The organism is Tessaracoccus palaemonis (genome assembly GCF_019316905.1).
Classification (GTDB): Bacteria; Actinomycetota; Actinomycetes; order Propionibacteriales; family Propionibacteriaceae; genus Arachnia; species Arachnia palaemonis.
In genome coordinates this window covers 2,663,901-2,684,406 of record NZ_CP079216.1, presented here as the reverse complement: position 1 = coordinate 2,684,406, position 20,506 = coordinate 2,663,901, and the positions used below count along the sequence as shown (strand labels likewise).

General features: G+C 69.5%; 21 protein-coding genes and 1 tRNA gene. 12 read left to right on the top strand and 10 right to left on the bottom strand.

From position 1 onward, the window contains the following. Nucleotides 1-114: 114 nt before the first annotated feature. The 10 genes from KDB89_RS12305 (at nt 115) to KDB89_RS12260 (ending at nt 10,260) form a co-directional block, all read left to right on the top strand. The gene (locus KDB89_RS12305) at nt 115-1,041 is read left to right on the top strand and encodes a proteasome assembly chaperone family protein (RefSeq protein ID WP_219081450.1); all 927 of its coding nucleotides are present in this window, start codon (nt 115-117) and stop codon (nt 1,039-1,041) included. A gap of 55 nt (nt 1,042-1,096) precedes the next feature. Next, the gene (locus tag KDB89_RS12300; RefSeq protein ID WP_219081448.1) at nt 1,097-1,888 is read left to right on the top strand and encodes a DeoR/GlpR family DNA-binding transcription regulator; all 792 of its coding nucleotides are present in this window, start codon (nt 1,097-1,099) and stop codon (nt 1,886-1,888) included. Nucleotides 1,889-2,002: 114 nt separating this feature from the next. Beyond that, complete coding sequence (locus KDB89_RS12295) at nt 2,003-2,482, top strand: ribose-5-phosphate isomerase (RefSeq protein ID WP_219081446.1); 480 nt, start codon at nt 2,003-2,005, stop codon at nt 2,480-2,482. Nucleotides 2,483-2,549: 67 nt separating this feature from the next. Continuing rightward, nucleotides 2,550-3,542: a DUF7973 family transport facilitator gene (locus KDB89_RS12290; RefSeq protein ID WP_219081444.1), complete on the top strand. Its 993-nt coding sequence runs from the start codon at nt 2,550-2,552 to the stop codon at nt 3,540-3,542. A 20-nt stretch (nt 3,543-3,562) separates the two neighbouring features. Further along, a complete protein-coding gene (locus tag KDB89_RS12285; RefSeq protein ID WP_219081442.1) occupies nt 3,563-4,423 on the top strand; it encodes an HAD-IIA family hydrolase in 861 nt (286 codons plus the stop codon). Between the two features lie 38 nt (nt 4,424-4,461). Next, nucleotides 4,462-6,018 (top strand): FGGY-family carbohydrate kinase, encoded by a 1,557-nt coding sequence (locus KDB89_RS12280; protein ID WP_439654854.1) that lies wholly within the window; start codon nt 4,462-4,464, stop codon nt 6,016-6,018. Further along, nucleotides 6,015-7,382 carry a sn-glycerol-1-phosphate dehydrogenase gene (locus KDB89_RS12275; protein ID WP_219081440.1) on the top strand — a complete coding sequence of 456 codons (1,368 nt, stop codon included), beginning with the start codon at nt 6,015-6,017 and terminating at the stop codon, nt 7,380-7,382. Before KDB89_RS12280 ends, KDB89_RS12275 begins: the two co-directional genes overlap by 4 nt. Continuing rightward, nucleotides 7,379-9,463 carry a transketolase gene (gene tkt, locus KDB89_RS12270; RefSeq protein ID WP_219081438.1) on the top strand — a complete coding sequence of 695 codons (2,085 nt, stop codon included), beginning with the start codon at nt 7,379-7,381 and terminating at the stop codon, nt 9,461-9,463. The genes KDB89_RS12275 and tkt overlap by 4 nt, the downstream gene beginning before the upstream one ends. Nucleotides 9,464-9,487: 24 nt before the next feature. After that, nucleotides 9,488-10,048, top strand: coding sequence for a dihydrofolate reductase family protein (locus KDB89_RS12265; protein WP_219081436.1), 561 nt, complete (start codon nt 9,488-9,490; stop codon nt 10,046-10,048). Beyond that, on the top strand, nt 10,030-10,260 hold the full coding sequence (locus tag KDB89_RS12260; protein ID WP_219081434.1) for a hypothetical protein: 231 nt from the start codon (nt 10,030-10,032) through the stop codon (nt 10,258-10,260). Before KDB89_RS12265 ends, KDB89_RS12260 begins: the two co-directional genes overlap by 19 nt. Here KDB89_RS12260 and KDB89_RS12255 read toward each other — a convergent pair. The 7 genes from KDB89_RS12255 to KDB89_RS12225 are packed head-to-tail and all read right to left on the bottom strand — an operon-like array spanning nt 10,238 to nt 17,172. Next, entirely contained in the window at nt 10,238-11,239 is a 1,002-nt protein-coding gene (locus KDB89_RS12255) for an ABC transporter ATP-binding protein (RefSeq protein WP_219081433.1), read from the bottom strand. The two genes, KDB89_RS12260 and KDB89_RS12255, sit on opposite strands and share 23 nt — an antisense overlap. Before the next feature lie 7 nt (nt 11,240-11,246). Beyond that, a complete protein-coding gene (locus KDB89_RS12250; protein ID WP_219081431.1) occupies nt 11,247-12,365 on the bottom strand; it encodes an ABC transporter permease in 1,119 nt (372 codons plus the stop codon). After that, nucleotides 12,362-13,504, bottom strand: a complete 1,143-nt coding sequence (locus KDB89_RS12245) for an ABC transporter permease (protein WP_219081429.1) — start codon at nt 13,502-13,504, stop codon at nt 12,362-12,364. The genes KDB89_RS12250 and KDB89_RS12245 overlap by 4 nt, the downstream gene beginning before the upstream one ends. Further along, the gene (locus KDB89_RS12240) at nt 13,501-14,445 is read right to left on the bottom strand and encodes an ABC transporter ATP-binding protein (RefSeq protein ID WP_219081427.1); all 945 of its coding nucleotides are present in this window, start codon (nt 14,443-14,445) and stop codon (nt 13,501-13,503) included. The genes KDB89_RS12245 and KDB89_RS12240 overlap by 4 nt, the downstream gene beginning before the upstream one ends. 3 nt (nt 14,446-14,448) lie before the next feature. Continuing rightward, the gene (locus tag KDB89_RS12235; RefSeq protein WP_219081425.1) at nt 14,449-15,246 is read right to left on the bottom strand and encodes an HlyD family secretion protein; all 798 of its coding nucleotides are present in this window, start codon (nt 15,244-15,246) and stop codon (nt 14,449-14,451) included. A 5-nt stretch (nt 15,247-15,251) separates the two neighbouring features. Next, nucleotides 15,252-16,613 carry an HlyD family secretion protein gene (locus KDB89_RS12230; protein ID WP_219081423.1) on the bottom strand — a complete coding sequence of 454 codons (1,362 nt, stop codon included), beginning with the start codon at nt 16,611-16,613 and terminating at the stop codon, nt 15,252-15,254. Continuing rightward, nucleotides 16,594-17,172, bottom strand: coding sequence for a TetR/AcrR family transcriptional regulator (locus tag KDB89_RS12225; protein WP_219081421.1), 579 nt, complete (start codon nt 17,170-17,172; stop codon nt 16,594-16,596). The genes KDB89_RS12230 and KDB89_RS12225 overlap by 20 nt, the downstream gene beginning before the upstream one ends. 246 nt (nt 17,173-17,418) lie before the next feature. On the opposite strand from KDB89_RS12225, the gene KDB89_RS12220 reads away from it, so the two are divergent. Then, nucleotides 17,419-17,898 carry a hypothetical protein gene (locus KDB89_RS12220; RefSeq protein WP_219081419.1) on the top strand — a complete coding sequence of 160 codons (480 nt, stop codon included), beginning with the start codon at nt 17,419-17,421 and terminating at the stop codon, nt 17,896-17,898. 21 nt (nt 17,899-17,919) lie between these two features. Continuing rightward, entirely contained in the window at nt 17,920-18,207 is a 288-nt protein-coding gene (locus KDB89_RS12215; protein ID WP_255556454.1) for a HigA family addiction module antitoxin, read from the top strand. Nucleotides 18,208-18,233: 26 nt separating this feature from the next. On the opposite strand, the gene KDB89_RS12210 is transcribed toward KDB89_RS12215, so the two are convergent. From KDB89_RS12210 to KDB89_RS12200, 3 genes are all read right to left on the bottom strand, one after another. After that, entirely contained in the window at nt 18,234-19,433 is a 1,200-nt protein-coding gene (locus KDB89_RS12210; RefSeq protein ID WP_219081415.1) for a Fic family protein, read from the bottom strand. Between the two features lie 9 nt (nt 19,434-19,442). Next, entirely contained in the window at nt 19,443-20,141 is a 699-nt protein-coding gene (locus tag KDB89_RS12205) for an AbiV family abortive infection protein (protein WP_219081412.1), read from the bottom strand. Between the two features lie 267 nt (nt 20,142-20,408). After that, nucleotides 20,409-20,496: transfer RNA gene (locus KDB89_RS12200), tRNA-Ser, on the bottom strand. Nucleotides 20,497-20,506: the final 10 nt, after the last annotated feature.

Here is a 20,506-nt window from a genome sequence, read left to right as displayed (position 1 = left end):
ACCGTGATGCGAACCGCAGGGTCTGGCGTGCTGCGGGTAGTGTCGAAGGGACCGGCAGCGCCGGCCGGCGAGAGGCTGTCGGCGGCGGCCGGGCGTCAACGAGAAAGGCATGTCGTGCAGAACCCGTCCGACCTCTTCCGCTTCGAGTCCGACGCCGACGCGGATGTTCCACGCTCCGGCGTGCTGGTCGTCGCCGTTGGATCGTTCATCGACGCGGGCAAGATCCAGGGGCTGCTGGGCGAGCACCTGGTCGAGGCCGGGGACCCGGAAACGGTCGCCGCGTTCGACGTCGATCAGCTGGTCGACTACCGCGACCGCCGCCCCACCATGATCTTCGACCGCGACCGCTGGGACGGCTACGACGAGCCCACGATCCTCCTCCGTCGCCTGACCGACCGCGACGGCCGCCTCTACTACCTGTTGACCGGCCCCGAGCCCGACTTCCAGTGGGAGCGGCTCGTCGCGGCCGTCCGCGAGCTGATCGACCGGCTCGATGTCTCCCTGGTCGTCACGGTGCACGGCATCCCCATGGGTGTGCCGCACACCCGCCCGATCGGGATGACGTCGCATGCCACCGATCCCGAGCTGATCGGAGAGGCGCGCTCCCCCTTCGGCCGGGTCCAGGTGCCCGCCTCGTTCCCGGCCCTGCTCGAGTACCGGCTCGGGGAGTCGGGTCAGCGCGCCGTCGGGTTCGCCATCCACGTCCCGCACTACCTGGCGGCCGCCGAGTTCGCAGAGGGCGCGCTCGCCGCGCTCAATGCCGTGGTCGACGCCACCGGGCTGAGTCTGCCCAATGACGGCCTGGTGGAGAAGGCGGAGATGAACCGGCGCGCCATCGCGGCCGAGGTCGAGGACAACGACGAGGTCAAGGCGATCGTCGAGGCGTTGGAACAGCAGTACGACGCGTTCATGCGCGGCCAGCAGGCCCCCAACCTGTGGGTGCCGGAGGGGTCGCAGATCCCGTCGGCCGACCAGCTCGGCGCGGAGTTCGAGGACTTCCTGCGGACCATCTCCGACGACGAGGGTCGCGACCCCTCATGATCCCTCGCCGCGCCCCCTAGGCTGAGCCCACGGGTGAGCGAGGGAGGAGTCCATCATGTCGACAGGTGGAGGCAGGGCCTCGGCGGAGGCCGTCAGGCGCCGGCGGAGGCTGATCGCCGAGAAGGTGGCCAAGCGCGGGACGATGTCGGTGGAGGACGTGGCCTCCGAAGCCGGCGTGTCGACCATGACGGCCTACCGCGACATCGAGGCGCTTGTCGAGGAGGGCCTCGTCACGCGTCAGGGGCGAGGCACCGTGTCGGCCGCGGCCTCGCGCCTGAGCGAGGTGAGTGCGCTGCTGAGGCTCGAGCAGAACTCCGCCGAGAAGGCGGCGATCGCCCGGGCCGCCGCCGCTCTGATCCGGCCAGGCAGCTCCGTCCTGATCGACGACTCCACCAGCGCCCTGTGGGCCCTCCGCGAACTCGCGTCCGTCCCGTTGACGGTCGTCACGAACTCGTTGCTCGTCGCGCGCGAGGTCGAGCCGCGGAGCGCGGTCCGCCTCCTGGTGACCGGAGGCGAGTACCAGCCGTGGGCGGAGTCTCTCCTCGGGAAGACGGCCCTCGACATGATCGACGGCGTCCGCACGGACTACTGCCTCCTCAGCGCCTCCGGCATCAGCGACGGGAGGTGCTTCCACCCCTATGAGGATGTCGCCCTGGTGAAGCGCGCCATGGTCGCCTCGGCCGAGAAGGCGATCCTCCTGCTGGACCACACCAAGTTCGCCAGACGGGCCCTCCACAGCTTCGCGGCGCTGACCGACTTCTCGCACATCGTCACCGACTCCGCGATCGACCCCGCAGACCTGGAGCTGGTCAGGCAGCTTGGACCGGAGGTCATCGTCGCCGAGTAGGACCACCCGCCAGAGAATCTCACACATTCGCTGTTGTTTCTTGCACAAGTTGTGATACTTTCATCACAACTTGGTGCGCGCATCGATGCGCGCACGTGTGAGAGGACACGCATAATGGGACTTCGCATCGTGGTTGCCGCCGACTCGGCCGGTTATGACTACAAGGAGCAGCTGAAACAGGACCTGGCGGCCGATCCCCGCGTCGATGAGGTGATCGACGTCGGCGTGGGCCACGGTGAGAACACCGACTACCCGCACGTCGCGGTGACGGGGGCGCGTCTGATCGCGGCAGGCAAGGCGGATCGAGGCCTGTTCGTCTGCGGCACCGGGATGGGCGTCGCGATGGCCGCCAACAAGGTGCCTGGCATCCGCGCCTCCGTCGCCCACGACTCCTTCTCGGTCGAGCGGCTTGTGCTGTCCAACGACGCGCAGGTGCTCACGATCGGCGAGCGCGTCATCGGCCTCGAACTCGCACGCCGCCTCACGCGGGAGTGGCTCGGCTACACCTTCGACCCTGCGTCCGCCTCGGCCCCCAAGGTCGCCGCGCTCTGCTCCTACGAGCCCCAGACCCAGTCCGCGGACACCTCCGCCTGACCCCCTCCGCCCACCGCGGACCCCTCCCGGCGGCACCGCAGCCGCCCCATTCCAGAAGGACACGACAATGGAGTTCCTGTTCATGCTCATCGCCGCGCTCGGCGGTGGCTTCTTCGGCGCAGCGATCGGCGCCAACTTCGCCTTCGTCATGGTTGGCTTCAGCCTGCTCGCCGCCGTCGGTTCTGCCGTCGCCGGTGCGCCGGAGATGAGCAACATGATGTTCAACTACGTCTCATTCGGCCCCTTCATGGGCCCCCACGTCGCCTTCGCAGGCGGCGTCGCCGCCGCGGCCTACGCAGCCCGCCGTGGCTACTCCGACTCCGGCAAGGACATCGTCCTTCCCCTGGCACGTCTCGGAAAGCCCGATGTGCTGCTGGTCGGCGCCCTGTTCGGCGGCATCGGCTACGCCCTGCAGCAGGCGATCCATCTCATCCCCTGGTTCGGCAGCCACACGGATTCCGTGGCGCTGTCGATCATCATCTCGGCCTTCGCCGTGCGCCTCATCTTCGGCGACGGGTCGCTGCTCAACCTGGACAAGTGCAACCCGTCCGGTCCTCGCTTCGCACCACACGGGGACTCCTCATGGCTGCGGTACCAGGAGAAGCCCGGCCAGATGCTCACCATCGGAGCCTTTGCGGGCATCCTCGCCGCGGGTGTCTCCGTGGTGCTCTCGACGAGCTTCCCGGCCGTCGCCGCCTTCGGCAACGCCAACACCCTGCCCTTCGCCATCTCGGCCATCACCATCTGCCTGCTCAACATGGGCTACAACGTGCCTGTCACGCACCACATGACCAACATCGGTGGGCTCGCGGCGATCGTGTTCTATCCCTACCTCGCCGGCGCGGCCTCCATCTCCGAGGCGGGCTGGGTGCCGGAGGCTGCGGTGGGAGCCCTGATCGTCGGCGCCGTCTTCGGCGTGCTCGCCGCGTTCCTCGGCGAGTGGATGGCCCGGTTCTTCCTCGCGAGGGGAACGACCCACGTCGACCCGCCGGCCTTCGCCATCTGGCCCATGAACACCGTCATCATGCTCATCGCCGCGCTGCTGCCGGCCGTCAGCTGACCCTGACCCGGAGGACTCCCATGACCGAGACCGTGCTGCGCGCCCCCGCAGAACTGTTCGACGCCTACGTCTTCGACATGGACGGGACGATCTACCTCGGCGATCACCTGCTGCCCGGCGCAGCGCGCCTCATCCGCGAGCTGCGTCGTCGGGAGATCCCCGTGCGGTTCCTGTCCAACAACCCGACCAAGGACCCGGCGATGTACGCCGAGAAGCTGGAACGGCTGGGGCTGCCGACCCCCATCGAGGACATCGCCAACACCATCGTCACGACCGTCACGTGGCTCGGGCAGCACCACCCCGACGCCGTGCTGTATCCCATCGCGGAGGCGCCCCTCATCAACGCTCTCGTCGAGGCCGGGTTCCGCCTCAGCGAGGATCCCTCCGAGATCGACATCGTGATCGCCAGCTACGACCGCAGCTTCGACTACCGGAAGCTGCAGATCGCGTTCGACGCGCTCTGGTTCCACCGCGGCGCGTTCCTCGTGCAGACGAACCCCGACCGCTTCTGCCCGTTCCCCGGGGGGCGCGGGGAGCCCGACTGCGCCGCGATCACCGCCGCGATCGAGGCCTGCTCGGGGGTGAAGTGCCGGGTCAGCTTCGGCAAGCCCGACCCGATCATGCTCGAGGCGGTCATGGCGACGCTCGACTGCCCCGTCGGGCGGGCCGTCATGGTCGGAGACCGGCTGCAGACCGACATCGCCATGGCCCTCGACACCGGGATGACTGCAGCCGCGGTCCTGACCGGTGAAACCACCGTCGAGGAGATCGCCGCGCAACCCGAGGACCGGGCCCCAGACCTGGTGCTCGACCGCGTCGACCGCCTCATACCCGCCCACCTCTGGGACGAACTCGGCTGGGCCGAGTCCGATCCCTCCTGACCCCTGTGTCAGTGTTTCAGTCATCAAAGGAGATAGACATGCCAGGTCCCTACGTGATGGGAATCGATTACGGCACGGAGAGCTGCCGCGTCGCGATCTTCGATCTGGTCGGCACGCCGGTCAGCATTGCTGCCACGACCTACGCGACGACGCATCCGCGTCCCGGGTGGGCCGAACAGTCGCCCGACGACTGGTATCTCGCTCTGCAGTCCTCTGCTCGGCGGGCCATGAACCAGGCAGGGATCAGCGGCGATGAGGTCGCCGGGATCTCGTACGACGCCACCACCATGACGGTCGTCGCCATGGACAGGGAGGGCAACCATCTGCGTCCCGCGATCATGTGGATGGACGTCCGCGCCACTGAGCAGGCGGCCCGCGCGCTGACCACCGATCACTGGGCCCGTCTGTACAACGGTGGCGGGACGATGCCGGCCACGGCCGAGTGGTACCCCTTCAAGGCTGCCTGGCTGCGCGAGCACGAGCCGGAGACGTATCGCAACGCCTACCGCCTGGTCGATGCGCCGGAGTGGGTGACCTTCAAGCTCACGGGCGAGTGGACGCTCAACATCAACTCGGCGGCGCAGCGCATGTACTACAACCGCGACCGCGGTGGGTGGCCGGTCGAGTTCTACGAGCACATCGGCTGTGGGGACGTCTTCGACAAGATCCCCGAGCGGGTCCTCGATCTTGGGGAGCGTGTCGGTGGCCTGACGCCGCGTGCCGCGGAGGACCTCGGCCTGCCGGTCGGTACGCCCGTCGCGCAGGGCCCGGCCGACGCATGGGCAGGCCAGATCGGACTTGGCGTGGTCAACCCGGGCAAGATGGCACTCATCACGGGCTCGTCGCACGTCCTCAGCGGGCAGTCCGCCCATTCCGTTCACGGCCCCGGCTTCTTCGGATCCTACACGGACGGTGTGGTGCCCGGTCAGTACACCGTCGAGGGTGGCCAGGTCTCCACAGGGTCGGTGATGAAGTGGTTCAAGGACAACTTCGCCCGTGACCTCGTGTCGGCGGCGGACCGCACCGGCGCCAACGTCTATGACGTCCTGAACGCCGAGAGCTCGCACATCCCCGTCGGATCCGACGGCCTCATCGTCAACGAGTACTTCCAGGGGAACCGGACCCCGTACACCGACTCCAAGGCGCGCGGGATCATCTGGGGCCTCTCGCTGGCCCACGGGCCGGCGCACGTCTACCACGCGATCCAGGAGGGCATCTGCTACGGCTCGGCCCACATCCTGCGCGAGATGTCGCGCGCCGGGTTCCAGGTCACCGAGCTGGTCGCCGCCGGCGGGATGACGAAGAGCCGTTCCCTGCTGCAGATGCATGCCGACGTGACGGGTACCCCCATCACGCTTACCCGGGTGGGCGACGCCGTCGCCCTCGGGTCGTCGATGTGCGCCGCCGTCGGTGCAGGCTTCTACGACAACCTGCAGGACGCGGCCGCCGGCATGGTGCACGAGGTGGATCAGCTGGTGCCGGACCTCCAACGGCACCTCGACTACTCCTTCTATCTGGATGCCTACTGCGCCGGGTACCCCGCACTGTCCGAGCAGATCCACCGGATCGTCGACCACGAGGCGGTGCGGGCATGAGTGAACTCGTCCAGCGGGCCCTTGCCGCGGCGACGGACACCTCCGAGGTGCTGATCGGGCAGGGCGTGATCGCCGACCTCCCCGCGGCCTTCCGCCGCGTCTTCGGGGGAGCGACGGCGCTGGTCGTGGCAGACGAGCGGACCCAGGATGCCGCCGGGCATGACGTCTGTGATGTCCTTGCCGCCGCCGGAGTGCCGATGGCTCCGCCATTCATCTTCCCCGGCGATCCCGAGCTCTACGCCCGCTATGAGAATGCCGAGCTGCTCCGCGACCGGATCGCCGAGGTGGATGCCGTCGTGGTGGCGGTGGGGGCAGGCACCCTGAACGACCTGGCCAAGCGCGCCTGCGGGGAGCTGGGCCGCCGTTACGTGGTGGTGGGCACCGCCGCGTCGATGGACGGGTACACGGCCTTCGGGGCCTCGATCGCAGTCAACGGCTACAAGCAGACCCTCGACTGCCCGGCCCCGGCGGTCGCGGTCGCCGACCTCGACGTGATGGCGGCGGCGCCCTCGGCGATGACGGCCTCCGGGTACGGAGACCTGCTCGGCAAACTCCCGGCCGGAGCAGACTGGCTCCTGGCCGACGTTGTCGGGGCCGAGGCGATCGACACCAGCGTGTGGGACCTCGTCCAGGGGCCGCTCCGTGGTGCCCTGCAGAGGCCGGCGGCGCTGGCCGCCGGCGACGCGGACGCGCTGGGTCAGCTGGCCGAGGGCCTGGTGATGTCCGGCCTGGCCATGCAGGCTTACCACGGCTCCCGTCCGGCCTCCGGGTCCGAACACCTCTTCTCCCACCTGTGGGAGATGGAGGGTCATGGCGTGGACGTGACCCCGCGACGGCTGTCGCACGGATTCAAGGTGGCCGTCGGCAGCGTGGCCATCTCCGCGCTCTACGAGGAGCTGCTCGCTGACGATCTCGCCTCCCTCGATATCGACGGAGCCGTCAGGGCCTGGCCCGGGCGCGACGAGATGGAGCTCCTCGTCCTGTCGCAGCATCGGCGACCGGGTCTGCGCGAGGCTGCGGTCCAGCAGACCATGGCCAAGTACGTCGATGGGACGAGTGTCGGCCGACGCCTCGAGACCCTCGCACAGGGGTGGCCGACTCTGTCAGCCCGGCTGCGCGAGCACCTGATCCCCGCCGACACGCTGCAGGCCATGCTCCGGGCCGCTGGCGCTCCGGCCCACCCGGATGAGATCGGCCTCGCCTGGGACGAGTTCCGCGCCACCTATGTCCGCAGCCAGCTCATCCGGTCCCGCTACACCATCCTCGACACGCTGGCGGAGGCGCACCTGCTGGACGACTTCACCGAGCGACTGTTCGCGCCCGGTGGCTTCTGGGGGGCCCAGGGATCTGTGAGGGCCGCATGAGTGCGCTGAACTGGACCGACACGGACAGGGCCGCGGTCGACGCGGCCAGGGCGCTCGCCGCCGATGCGGTGGAGAAGGCCGGCAACGGCCATCCGGGAACGGCGATCTCGCTCGCCCCCGTCGCCCACCTCCTCTACCAGAAGGTGATGGTGGGAGACCCTGCCGATCCGCGGTGGCTCGGCAGAGACCGCTTCGTCCTGTCGGCCGGGCACTCCTCGCTGACGCAGTACTGCCAGCTCTTCCTCGCCGGATACGGGCTCGAGCTCGACGATCTCAGGGCGCTCCGGACCGAGGGCTCCCTGACCCCGGGGCATCCCGAGTACGGACACACCGCAGGCGTCGAATGCACCACGGGGCCACTGGGTGCCGGTATCGCGATGGCAGTCGGCTTCGCGATGGCCGCACGCAGGGCGCGCGGGTTGTTCGATCCGGAGGCCGCCCCCGGCACGTCCGTGTTCGACCACATGGTCTACGCGCTGGCCGGCGACGGCTGCTTCCAGGAGGGGGTCTCTGGCGAGGCATCCTCGCTGGCGGGCGCGCAGAAGCTGGGAAACCTCGTGGTCATCTACGACGACAACCGCATCACGATCGAGGGTGAGACCCAGATCGCGTTCACCGAGGACGTCGCCGCACGGTACGAGGCGTACGGCTGGCATGTGGCGCACGTGGACTGGACCCAGGGAGGATCCGGCTACGCAGAGGATGTCGACGCGCTGTACGCGGCCATCGAGGAGGCGAAGGCGGTCACGGACAGGCCATCCCTGATCCGCCTGTCGACGGTCATCGGATGGCCGCTCCCGACCCGGGCCGGCCATCACAGCGTGCACGGCGCCGCTCTCGGTGCCGAGGAAATCGCCGGCCTGAAGACCCGACTCGGGCTCGATCCGACCCAGAGCTTCGCAGTCCCGGAGGACCTCGTGGCGAAGACCAGAGCGAATGCGGCGTCGCGGGCGGCTGAGGCCCGGGCCGCGTGGCAGGCCCGCTTCGACGCCTGGCGCACCGCCCACCCCGACAAGGCCGCGCTCCTCGACCGCATCCTGGCGGGGAAGCAGCCCGACCTTGAGCGGGCCCTGCCGACATTCCCCGAGGGCAGGAAGTCGACGAGGGCCGCCTCCGGCGAGGTGCTGACCGCAATCGCGGACGCGGTCCCGGAGCTGTGGGGTGGATCCGCCGACCTCGCAGGGTCGAACAACACGACCATGCGTGGCCAACGCTCCTTCCTGCCGCCCGAACAGGCGTCCACGGACTTCGCCGGCGACTACAACGGCCGGACCCTGCACTTCGGCATCCGCGAGCACGCGATGGGCAACATCCTCAACGCCATCAACATCGACGGCCTGACGAGGGCATACGGCGGCACCTTCCTCGTCTTCGCCGACTACATGCGTCCGGCGGTCCGGCTGGCGGCTCTCCAGAAGGCGCCCACCATCTGCGTGTGGACGCACGACTCGATCGGCGTCGGCGAGGACGGGCCGACGCACCAGCCGATCGAACACCTCGCCAGCCTGCGTGCCATTCCGGGCCTGGACGTGATCCGCCCCGCCGACGCCAACGAGACCGCTCAGGCCTGGGCCGAGGCGCTGCGACACACCGACAGGCCCAGCGCGCTGATCCTCTCCCGGCAGGACCTTCCTGTCACCGCCCGCGGAGCGGACGCCGCTGCCCCGGCCGAGCTGACCGTCCGCGGCGGCTACACCCTGTTCGACGCGGATGGGGAGCTCGAGGTGGTCCTCGTGGCAACCGGGTCCGAGGTCGCTCTCGCCGTCGAGGCCAGGGACCTGCTGCAGGCCCAGGGCATCGGGACGCGCGTCGTGTCGATGCCCTGCCGGGAGTGGTTCGACCATCAGCCAGCCGCATACCGGGCCGAGGTGCTGCCCGAGGCGGTGGCCAGGGTCTCGGTCGAGGCGGGCATCGCTCTGGGCTGGCGCGAGGTCGTGGGCGCCGCAGGGGAGATCGTCTCCATCGAGCACTTCGGCGAGTCGGCCCCCGGGGCGGCGCTGTTCGCCAAGTACGGGTTCACGGCGGAGAATGTGGCGGCGCGGGCGAAGGCTGCGATCTCCCGAACCACTCGTGCGGTGTGATGGGTCCGACAGGAAGGAGCCGCCATGGCCAGGATCGTCTACGGGATGAACCAGTCGCTCGACGGCTATGTGGACCACGACCGGTTCGGCCCCGACGAGACGCTGTTCAGGCACTTCGTCGACGAGGTCGGCTCGCAGGCCGGATGCCTCTACGGCCACACCATGTACGGGTTGATGCGGTACTGGGACGACGACGATCCCGGCTGGAGCGACGACGAGCGCGCCTACGCGACCGCCTGGCGCGCCCTGCCGAAGTGGGTGGTCTCCAGCACGCTGACCGGCGTCGGCCCGAACGCCACGCTCATCCGGGGTGACCTCGACCAGGCCGTCCGCCGGCTGAAGGGGGAGGTCGACGGCGAGATCGAGGTCGCCGGGCCGGTGCTCGCCTCCGGCCTCGGGAGGCTCGGCCTCATCGACGAATACCGCATCTACCTCCATCCCGTCGTCCTCGGGCACGGCACCCCCTACTTCAAGGGCTTCCGGCCGGAGCTGCGCCTGACGGGACACGAGCAGATCGGCGAGCGCGCGCTCAAGCTGACGTTCGAGCCGACGGGTGGGGGAGCAGCATGCGCAGCGGAACCCTGATGTTCACCGGCGTGCTGGCCGCGGTGACGGGCGCCCTCCTGTTCTTCATCGCGGGGATGGCGGCCTTCGACTGGTTGGAGACCGTCGAGGAGGGACCGTGGCCGCTGGAGTTGTGGATCTCCCTTGCGGGCGCCGTGCTGGCCTTCGGCGGCGGGATGGCCGCGCTGTTCGGCCTCAGCGAGCGGCTCGTCAGGCGCGAGTTGGACCGCTGACGGCAGCCGGGCCGCCCGCGCGTTCCTCGGCCGTGACGAGGTTGACGAACACGTCCTCGATCGATGGCTCGACTGAGGACACGGCCGCGTCGGCGAACCCCGCCCCGTCGAGCCGCTCCATGAGCTGATCGCCCGTGACGCTCGAGCCCTGCGGCAGGACGGCGTGCAGCGTCGCGCCCGACAGATAGGCGTCATCGACCCAGTCCTGCCCCTCCAGCCAGCCGAGCGCGGCGTCGACGTCGGCGAGCGAGACGTCGAAGATCGGCTGCCCGTGCCCGGCCCGCAGCTCGGCGGGGCTCCCATCGGCGATGAGCCGGCCCCGGTAGATGAACGCGAGCCGGTCGCAGTAGGCGGCCTCGTCCATGTAGTGCGTCGTCACGAACAGCGTGACGCCGCGGCCGGCCAGCTCGTAGAGCAGGTCCCAGAACTGGCGACGCGCGACGGGATCGACGCCGGAGGTGGGCTCGTCGAGGAACAGTAACTCAGGGTCGTGGATGGTGGCCGTCCCGAGGGCGAGCCGCTGCCGCCAGCCGACCGAGAGGTTGCGGGTCAGCTCCTTCTCGCGCCCGACGAGGCCGGCCATCTGGAGCACGTAGTCGCGCTGCTCCCGGAACCGGTCGGCCGACAGCTGGTAGACGCCCGCGTAGAACCGGAGGTTCTGCTCGACAGTGAGGTCCTCGAACAGCGCGAACTTCTGGCTCATGTAGCCGATCCGCGGCGCGACCCGGTGCGCGTGGCGCACGACGTCCTCGCCGAGCACCCGGACCTTGCCCGCGGTGGGGCGCAGGGTCCCGGTCAGCATCCGGATGGTCGTGGTCTTGCCCGAGCCGTTCGGGCCCAGGAAGCCGAAGATCTGGCCGCGGGGCACGTCGAGGTCGATGTGGTCGACGGCGGTGAACCCGCCGAAGGCCTTCGTCAGCCCCCGGACGTTGACGGCGGTCCCCGCGGGGAGCGTCGGCCGATCTGTTGTGGTGCTCACGGCTCTCCTACGAGGTGATCCGGCGGCGGGTGGCGAGGACGGCGGAGGTGAAGATCACGACGCCGAACACCGCGAGGATGATCAGCGGCTGCGCGAGGTCCGCGAAGCCGGCGCCCTTGACGAAGCTACCGCGCAGCACCTCGAGGATGTAGGTCATGGGGATGCAGGCGCTGATTGCCTGCATCCAGCCCGGCATCGCCTCGACGGGGAAGATGAACCCGGACAGGATCATGAACGGCATCATCAGGAACACCATGACCTGCTGGGCCTGCTGACGCGTGCTCGCAAGCAGGGAGACGAGCAGCCCGAGCCCGATGCTCGTCAGCATGAACAGCAGCATGCCGACGGCCACGACCGCTACGTTCCCGTTTAACGGGACCTTGAACCAGCCGATGCCGACGCTGGCGACCAGCACCATCTGCACGACGGCCAGCAGCGCGTAGGGGGTGATCTTGCCGATGATGTACTCGCCGGCCCGGATGGGCGTGACGAACATCTGCTCCAGCGTGCCCGCCTCACGCTCCTTCACGACGGCCTGGCTCATGACGATGAGCAGCGAGACCATCGTGATCATCGCGATCAGGCCTGGGACCATCGTGTTGACCGAGGCCAGCGTCGGGTTGAACAGCACCCGCACCTGCGCGTCGACGCCCGGCCCCGCGACCGCGACCCCCGAGGCCGCCAGCCGGGCGGCGTTCACGCCCGCGACGACCCGCGCCGAGTAGGCGCCCGCCGCCGTCGAGACCTGCGAGTCGGACCCGTCGACGATGACGCCGACGCCGGCCGTCTCGCCGCGGGTCAGGGCGTCCTGCGTGCCCTCGGGAATCACGACGGCCACCTGGATCTCCCCGCGGTCCATCAGCTGACGCACCTCCGCCTCGCTGGAGGGGCGCTCGGTGACGGTGAAGTACTCGGTGCTGGAGAACGCCGAGTCAATGGAGCGGGAGATCGTCGAGCGGTCCAGATCGACGATCGCGGTGTCGAGGTGGCTGATGTCGACCGCCACGACATAGCCGAACATAATGAGCTGCAGCACGGGGGCGACGATGAGGATCCCGCCGAGGAAGGGGTCGCGCCGCAGCTGCAGGAACTCCTTCCAGATCAGGAGCCGGATGCGGCGGATCATCGTCGTGCCTTCCTGGAGTACATGACCGTCGAGACGGCGATCAGGACCGTCGCCGCGAAGGCGAGGGCGAGCAGGTCCGGCCAGAGCTCGGCGAAGCCCGCGCCCTTCAGGAACACCCCGCGCGACAGCGAGACCATGTAGCGCGCGGGCAGCACGGCCGAGATCCACTGCAGCACCACGGGCATCTGGTTCAGGGGAAAGACGAAGCCCGAGAGCATGAAGGACGGCAGCAGCGCGATCATCATCGCCGCGATGTTGGCCGTGTCCTCCGTCGGCGCGACGGCGGAGACCGCGAGCCCCATCCCCAGGCTGGCGAGGATGAACAGCGCGGCCCCCACCGCCAGGGCGGCGACGCTGCCCCGCAGCGGAACCCCGAGGACGAGCACCCCGATCGCGACGATCACGACCACGTCGACCAGCGCCAGCAGGGTCCACGGGATCAGCTTGCCGATCATCAGCTCCAGCTTGTGCATGGGGCTGACCTCGAGCTGCTCCTCCGTGCCCAGCGTCCGCTCACGCACCAGCGTGACCGCCGTCTGCTGGATCGTGACGATGGCGAGGATCACCACCATCAGGCCGGGGATGAGGAAGTCCGAGGACCGCTGGTCCGGGTTGTACCAGGTGCGGATGCGGGCATCGAGCGTGCCGACGCCGGACACGTCGATGCCCTGGCTCTCCGCCCACTCGCGGGTCATGGCGGTCGAGGACAGCTGGTTGATCGCGACGGAGTACGAGCGGCCGACGCGCGCCGAGTTCGGCTCGGTCCCGTCGACCAGCACCGCGACCTCGGCGTGCCCGCCGGCCTGGATCGTGCGCTCGAAGCCGGCCGGGATGATGACCGCGACCTTCGCCGTGCTCGTCGCGAAGGCCTCGTCCGCGTCGGTCATCGACGAGCCGCGCGCCACGACGTCGAAGAAGTCCGACTGCTCGTAGCCCTGCAGGTAGCGCTGGCTCGTCGCCGACTGGTCCTGGTCGATCACGATCGTCGAGACGCTGCGGATGTCGAAGCTCAGGGCGTAGGAGAACAGCACGAGCAGCAGGATCGGCAGGAGCACGACCGCGGCCAGCATGCGTGGGTCGCGGCCGAGGTGCCGGAACTCCTTGACGACGACGGCGCCGATGCGCGTCGGGGCTTTCACGACGGCTCCCCGTGGCCCACGTCGGCGAGGAACCCGAAGACGGTCTCCATGTCCGGCGCGATGGCCTCGATGGCGGCGCCGGGCAGCCCGGCGGACTCGAGGGCGCCGCCCAGGGCGGCGACCGGCTCGTCGTCGCCGTCCCACAGCACGCGGACGACGTCGCCGAGCGGGTGAGCCGACCGGACGCCGACGACGGAGGCCAGGACCGGCGTGGCGGCGCGGGACTCGGCGGTGCGGACCTCGAACAGCGTCCCCGGCACCTGGGCCTTGATCTCGGCGGGGGTGCCGGAACGCGTGATGCGGCCCGCGTCGAGGAACGCGATGTGGGTGCAGCGCTCGGCCTCGTCCATGTAGGGGGTCGCGACGAGCACGGTGCGCCCCTCGCGGTGCAGCCCGGCGAGGATCCGCCAGAACTCGCGCCGGGAGACGGGGTCGACGCCGGTGGTGGGCTCGTCGAGGAGCAGCAGGTCGGGCTCGTGCATGAGGGTGGTCGCCAGCATCAGCTTCTGCTTCATGCCGCCCGAGAGGTGCTGCGCCTGCCGGCGCGCGAACTCGGCCAGCCCCATCGCCTCCAGCAGCCGCCCGGCGCGCTCGCGGCGCGCCGCGCGGGGGACGCCGCGGATGGTCGCGAAGAACTCCAGGTTCTCCGCGACGGACAGGTCGGGGTACATGGAGAACCGCTGCGACATGTAGCCGATCCGCGGAGTCACCAGGTCCCGCTCCGCGATGACAGAGTGGCCGAAGATCTCGGCCGCGCCCGCGTCGGGCGCCAACGTGGTGGCGAGCATGCGGATCAGCGTGGACTTGCCGGCCCCGTCGGGGCCCAGCAGCCCGAAGATGCCCCCGGCCTCCACGTCGAGGTCGACGCCGTCGACGGCGACCACCGCGTCGAAGGTGCGCCGCAGCCCCCGCGCCCGTACGGCCAGCTCGATCCCGGTCATGGCTCAGGACAGCTCCACGTCGACCGGCATGCCCGGCTTCAGCGTCCCCGAGTCGTCGTCGACCGAGACACGCACCTCGTAGACGAGCTTCACCCGCTGGTCCTTGGTCTGGATGGTGTTGGGGGTGAACTGCGCGGTGGTGGCGACGTAGGTCACGGCGCCGCCGAATGTTGTGTCGCTGGAGTCGGTGGTCGCCGTCACCTCCTGTCCGATCGTCACGTCGCCGATCTCGGTCTCCGACACGTAGACGCGGGCGAACAGGCTGGCCGGGTCCGTCAACGTGATCAGGGTCCTGGCGGCCGAGGCGTTCTCGCCGACGTTGACAGTCACCGATGTCACGGTGCCGTCGTGCGGGGCGGTGACGGTGGCGTAGCCGAGCTGGACCTTCGCCAGTTCCACCGCGGCCCTCGCCTGCTTCACCTTCGCCTTCGCGGCGGTCTCGTCGGCGTCGGTCGCGTCGTCATCGTCCTTGACGTTGGTCAGCGCGGCCTTCGCGGCAACGACGCCCTGCTCGGCCTGCTCGACCTGGAGCTTCATGGCGGTCTGATCGAGCGTGACCAGTGTGTCGCCCTCCGCGACGGTGTCGCCCTCGGCGACGAGCACGTCCGTCACCCGCCCGGCGATCGCCGGGACCACCTGGTAGGTGTCGGCCTCGACGGTGCCGGACAGCGTCGTGGGCTCGTCGGCCGACCGTGTGGCCTGCGTCGCGCTCCACCACCACCAGATCCCGCCGCCGATCACCAGCAGCGCCACGAGCACGATCACCGGGACCGGCGGCCGCCTCCTCTTCGCCTCAGCCATGTCAGTCATCCGTTCTCGTCGCGGCCCGCCGGGGCGCAGCCGGTGATGGTGATGTCCACCGGCACGCCGGCGGGCAGGGGATCGGTGGTCGTGGTGACCTGGACCTCCAGGGCCCGGGTCAGGTGGATCTCGTCGGTGGTCACGTTGGTCGGCGGGTACTGGTAGCTGGTGCCGATGCGTGTCAGCGTCGCGTCGCTGGCGGCCCCGTCGGGCATCCAGTCACCGACGATGGAGGCGGCGTCGCCCTGGCACACCCGGGTCGCCTGGGCGGGGGACAGCCAGGCGGTCGCCGTCGCCGGGCCGTCGGGGCGGATCTCGGCGACGGTCGCCCCCGGGGCCAGCACGGCCCCGGGGTCGGCGGCCGACGTCACGACCCCGGACACGGGGGCGGTGAGTTCGGTCCGGTCGAGGTCGGCGCGGGCCAGGTCCACGGGGATGGCGGCCGCGCTGGCGGTGATCCTCGCGAGCTCGCGCGCGTCCTTCAGGCCCGCGCGGGCGTCGGTGATGCCCTCGGTCGCCTCCTCGAGGTCGGCCAGGGCGGAGCGGGCCGTCTCGATGCCCTCGTCGATCTGGGTCAGGGTCTGCCGGATGGTGGCGAGGTTCTCATCGGCCGTGGCGACGCCGGCGGTGAGCTGGGCGATGGTGGCCTGCAGCTCCTGGGGCGTCGGGGTCCCTGTCGGCGGGGTCGGGGGGTAGTTGTCGGCCAGCTTCTGTGCGGCGTCGAGCTGCGTGACGAGCTGGGCCCTGGCCTGCTGGATCTGGGTGAGCGAGGCCTCCAGCTGCTCCCTGGTGTCGGTGGCCTCGGTGATCTGGTCGCGGACCTTGTGCTGCGCGTCGGCCACGTCGTCGGCCTGGTCGTAGGTCTTGTCGATGGCCGCGTCGAGGACGCCGACCTGAGCCTTCGCCGCCGTCTCGTCGGCCTTCGCGACGCTCAGCTGGGCCCGCTGTGCGGTGTCGTCGACGGTGGCGATCGTCTGCCCGGCCGTGACGGTGTCGCCCTCGCGGACGGCGACGGTGGCCAGCCGCACCGTCGCGCCCAGTCCGAGGGTCGAGGCGGCGTCGGTCGTCGAGGCGGTGTCGCCGGATGGGGTGGCAGCCGAGGTTGCGTCGGCGGGGAAACCCGCATCCACGTCGACGGTGGGGGACGTCAGGATCGGCGCGGAGACGGAGACGAGGGTGTCGTCGACGGTGCCGGTCACGGTGAAGTCCGGGCCGTCCGCCGCCGAGCAGCCGCCGGCCAGCGCGACGGCGGCCAGCGCGCCGACCGCCCAGATCTGCCCGGTCCAGACGCGCCTCGCCCGGGTCAGTCCGGCCGGGACGCGCCCCGCCGGGACGTTCCCCGCCCGGTCAGCTCGTCGCGCGGCCATGGAGGAACCCGTCGACGTGGGTGCGGGCGTCCCACCGGAGCGCGGGGCCGCCGGCCGTGGGGATGACGTGGGTCATGAGGATGGGCCCGAGGAAGGCGGGGACGAGGGTCTCCATCGGTTCGGGTCGCAGGACGCCTTCGCGTTGGTACCGCTCGAGGACCTCGGAGAGTGCCGCGAAGGCCTGCTGGGCGGCGGCAAGGGCGCCGGAGAGTTCGGGGCGGTGCGGGGCCTCGGCGAGGATCACCCGCGCCGCGGGCCCGAAGCGGGTCATGGCGGTCGCGTACCCGTCGGCCAGTCGGGTGAGGTCATGCTCGAGGTCGCCGGAGTAGACGATGAACTCGTCGCGCGCAGTGGTGAAGCGGTTCTCGATCGCGGTGCGGATCAGCTGCGACTTGGTGCCGAACTTCCGAAACAGGGTCACCTCGTTGACGCCTGCCCGCTCGGCGATGAGCCGCGTCGTCGCGCCCTTCACGCCCCGTTCCCCGATCACCAGCAGCGCCGCGTCGAGCAGGGCCGCGCTCGTCGGCTCTGTCCCGGTCGGCTCCTGCTCGATGCTCATGCGAGCAATCTAGAACTCCTTTGCCCCGGATGCAAGCACTTGCTTGCATCCGGGCGCCTGGGGGTGCGATGAGCACGACACACTTGTCGTCGCCGGAATCCGGCGATTTGGGGCACTTTTCGCCGACGAGCAGGAGGATGTGCTCATCGGGCCTCGGGCGGCAACCGACCGACGGGGGCTGACAGCGCGGGTCGACGTCTGCGACGATCGGCCCAGCACCTGCGCGGCGCGGCGTGAGGGAGGGACATGAAGGCACTCGTGAGCGAGTCCGCGATCTACGGCGTCCTGCTCGTCGCGGGCCTCGTGTTCATCGCGGGGGAGGCTGCCGAGGAGTACTGGGACGTGTTCGTGAAGGTGTGCGCGACGCTCGCCGTGTTCTGGGTGGCGCACGTCTACGCGGGCGCCGTCGCCCACCTTGGCGACGAACCCGCCGGCGGTGCAGTGCTCCGGGTCCGCAACGCCGTCGCCGACGCCGCCCAGCACTCCTGGGGCATGTTGCTGGCGGCCGTCCCGCCGATGATCGTCCTGCTGCTCGGCCGCGTGAGGTTCATGGACCCGCAGATTGCCGTCTGGGCGTCGCTGTGGGCGTGCGTGGCGCTGCTCGGCCTCCTCGGCTACGCCAAGGTGGCGATCTGGACGACGCGCACGTCGGCCCGGGTGGCCGGTGGCATCGCCACGGCGGCGCTGGGGCTGATTCTCGTCGTGCTCAAGACCTGGGTGCACTGAGACACTGGAAAGGTGAAGGCGATGATCATGGCCAACCCGGTGCATCCGGGCGAGATCCTCCGTCAGGATGTGCTCGCCGATCTGGGGCTCACCGTCGGTGAGGCGGCTTCCCGTCTCGGGGTTTCGCGGGTGACGCTGAGTCGCGTTCTGCACGGTCACGCGCGGATCAGCCCCAACCTGGCCATCAGGCTCGAGCAGGCCGGCGTCAGTACCGCGAGGGCATGGCTGGCGATTCAGTCCGCTCACGACCTCGCAGTCGAGCGGGCGGCTGGGCTCCCGACTGTCACGCGGCTGGTGCCCGTCGCCTGATCACTGATCCATGCGAACGGCGCCCGCTACTGCCCAAGCAGGACGTCCAGAACCCTCGGCGCGTGGAAGCGTCGGCCGTACACCCGCTCGTCGTAGGGGGCGAGGATGCCGTGATTGACGAGTGAGTCGATGAGTTTCTTGGCGCCGGCGTTGCCGATGCCCAAGGTCCGGGCCGCCTGAGCGACGGTGAACGTGGGTTGGCCGATGGCGAAGTCGACGAGCAGCCGTGCGTTTCCGGTGCGGATCGGGGTGGCCTGGAGGCGTTCGGTCAGTTCGGCCTGGACCGTTGCCAGGGCCAGCATCCTTCTCCGCGCGGCCTCGGCCGAATCCGCCAACCCCTGCGCGAAGAACTCGATCCAGGTGGACCAGTCGCCGTCGGTCGAGACGCCGAGCAGGGCGTCGTAGTACTCCGCCCGCCGCGCCTCGAACCAGGTCGACACCGAGAGTGTCGGCTCGGTGAGGACGCCGGACGCGTAGAGCTGGAGGACGATCAGCAGTCGTCCCAGTCGTCCGTTGCCGTCGTGGAAGGGATGGAGCGCCTCGAACTCGTAATGACCCATCGCCGCGGCGACGACGGGATCTATGAGGTCGCCGTGAGCTGCCTGCATCCACGCGCTCAGGTCGCGTAGTCGTGCAATGAGATCGGCTCCCGGAGGCGGTGGCACGTACCGTGCCGCCTTGATCGGGATTTCGCTGGGCGGCATGCCCTCCCTGCGACCGATCACCACCTGTACCGTCCGCACCTGCCCGGAGTGTTCACGCTCGGACGACGTTCCGCGCATGAGCAGGTCTTGAAGTGTGGCCAAGCTGGAGGCGCCCCAACTGCGGCCCTCCTCTGCCCAGCCGAACGCGGTCTCGGCCACGATCACGTAGTTGAGTACTTCACGCAGCGAGGGGTCCTGCACGTCGTCGGAGTCGGCGGCGAGCACACGAGCCAGTGGTTCGTAGGTGCCCTCGAGCGCGGCAGTGGACTGGGCCTCCAGGCGTAGCGTCGAGCTCCTGAACAGCCTCGGATTGGGCAGCCGTAGGGCGGTCGAGTCGAGTGCGGCGAGGGCCGCGCGCGCATCGCCGACGCTCCGGTACGCCCGACCGCTCAGCTCCGGGCTGTCATCCGGCAACGGGTCGGGGAGAAAGGCCCAGTGCTCCCAGACGCCGCCACCGGGAAGCGAGCCGCTGATCGGAACAAGTTTCCCGAACGGCGCCTTCTGGAACAGTTTGATGTCCACAATGCAACACTACTGCCCGTTGTGGAAACTTTCATCGGTGTGATTGCTCCAGATGTTGCCGGACTCGCTCGTCGATTCGTTATCGCTGAGGGACTCGCCCCAGGCGACGAGGTCGCGCACCACCTGCAGGCCGGACGCATCGCCATGCTCCAGGGTGTACGCGTCGAGGGCCGGGGCCAGGGTGTCGTGAATCAGAAGGGCAGCCTCGATCGCGTCGGGGGACACTTGGCGAAGGACTCGGCCCGCGCACTCGATTACCCGTGTGGCGTCCCTGATAGAGAGGGCCGCATCGTCGTGCGACACGGAGGACGGGGACACAACGCCGTCACATCGTCGGTCGACGTAGATGGCCGACAGCTTCTGACGATGGAGAGCGTCGGAGTCGATCTGGCTGAGGAGCGACTCCAGCTCGGACAACTCGCCGTCGAAGAGAAGATGCAGAAGTGCGGCTGAGGTGAGCTTGTCTTCGTGTCGGGTCTCCTTGAGCCCGCCAAGGTCGTTGTCGGGATTCAGACTCGCGATGGCGAGGAACGCCTTTCCCGCCGCCTCGGTCGCCAACACCGCGAGTGCCAAGGTTCGCGCCCACCGTTGGTGTTCGAACAACAGTTGCGCATCGGCAAGTAGCGACTCGGCGTTGCACTGGAGCTGTCTCAGGTACTCCGCTGTGAGCACCAGCTCCTGAGCGGGGTGGTGTGAGCTGCTCGTCATCGAAGCACCATCCTCTAGTCGCGGCTCAGCCGGTGCCACCAGCTGAAGTGACCGTAGCCGAGCACACTGACAATTCCCGGAGGTGCGTTCGAAGGCAACATCGGTGGTCCTCGCTGAGGGTGATTGCAAGCAAGAGAGACCCGACCCCAGAGAGGTCGGGCGGTGGTCAGTAGCTTGGCCGCGCAGGTTGGCTGGGTGAGTCAGTCGCTGTCCCAGCGCGCTGCGTCCCAAGAGAAATGCCATCCCTGCGCGAAGCAGGAATGGCGGTGGCGGAGGATACGAGATTCGAACTCGTGAGGGCGTGAACCCAACCCGCTTTCCAAGCGAGCGCCATAGGCCTCTAGGCGAATCCTCCGTGGGGGACT

What these genes read in the sequence shown, in the direction of transcription:
- KDB89_RS12250 (WP_219081431.1), bottom strand. Translation starts at nt 12,365, where the DNA reads ATGATCCGCCGCATCCGGCTCCTGATCTGGAAGGAGTTCCTGCAGCTG.
- KDB89_RS12300 (WP_219081448.1), top strand. Translation starts at nt 1,097, where the DNA reads ATGTCGACAGGTGGAGGCAGGGCCTCGGCGGAGGCCGTCAGGCGCCGG.
- KDB89_RS12240 (WP_219081427.1), bottom strand. Translation starts at nt 14,445, where the DNA reads ATGACCGGGATCGAGCTGGCCGTACGGGCGCGGGGGCTGCGGCGCACC.
- KDB89_RS12205 (WP_219081412.1), bottom strand. Translation starts at nt 20,141, where the DNA reads ATGACGAGCAGCTCACACCACCCCGCTCAGGAGCTGGTGCTCACAGCG.
- KDB89_RS12295 (WP_219081446.1), top strand. Translation starts at nt 2,003, where the DNA reads ATGGGACTTCGCATCGTGGTTGCCGCCGACTCGGCCGGTTATGACTAC.
- KDB89_RS12280 (WP_439654854.1), top strand. Translation starts at nt 4,462, where the DNA reads ATGCCAGGTCCCTACGTGATGGGAATCGATTACGGCACGGAGAGCTGC.
- KDB89_RS12220 (WP_219081419.1), top strand. Translation starts at nt 17,419, where the DNA reads ATGAAGGCACTCGTGAGCGAGTCCGCGATCTACGGCGTCCTGCTCGTC.
- KDB89_RS12260 (WP_219081434.1), top strand. Translation starts at nt 10,030, where the DNA reads ATGCGCAGCGGAACCCTGATGTTCACCGGCGTGCTGGCCGCGGTGACG.
- tkt (WP_219081438.1), top strand. Translation starts at nt 7,379, where the DNA reads ATGAGTGCGCTGAACTGGACCGACACGGACAGGGCCGCGGTCGACGCG.
- KDB89_RS12275 (WP_219081440.1), top strand. Translation starts at nt 6,015, where the DNA reads ATGAGTGAACTCGTCCAGCGGGCCCTTGCCGCGGCGACGGACACCTCC.
- KDB89_RS12225 (WP_219081421.1), bottom strand. Translation starts at nt 17,172, where the DNA reads ATGAGCATCGAGCAGGAGCCGACCGGGACAGAGCCGACGAGCGCGGCC.
- KDB89_RS12290 (WP_219081444.1), top strand. Translation starts at nt 2,550, where the DNA reads ATGGAGTTCCTGTTCATGCTCATCGCCGCGCTCGGCGGTGGCTTCTTC.
- KDB89_RS12230 (WP_219081423.1), bottom strand. Translation starts at nt 16,613, where the DNA reads ATGGCCGCGCGACGAGCTGACCGGGCGGGGAACGTCCCGGCGGGGCGC.
- KDB89_RS12285 (WP_219081442.1), top strand. Translation starts at nt 3,563, where the DNA reads ATGACCGAGACCGTGCTGCGCGCCCCCGCAGAACTGTTCGACGCCTAC.
- KDB89_RS12265 (WP_219081436.1), top strand. Translation starts at nt 9,488, where the DNA reads ATGGCCAGGATCGTCTACGGGATGAACCAGTCGCTCGACGGCTATGTG.
- KDB89_RS12235 (WP_219081425.1), bottom strand. Translation starts at nt 15,246, where the DNA reads ATGGCTGAGGCGAAGAGGAGGCGGCCGCCGGTCCCGGTGATCGTGCTC.
- KDB89_RS12215 (WP_255556454.1), top strand. Translation starts at nt 17,920, where the DNA reads ATGATCATGGCCAACCCGGTGCATCCGGGCGAGATCCTCCGTCAGGAT.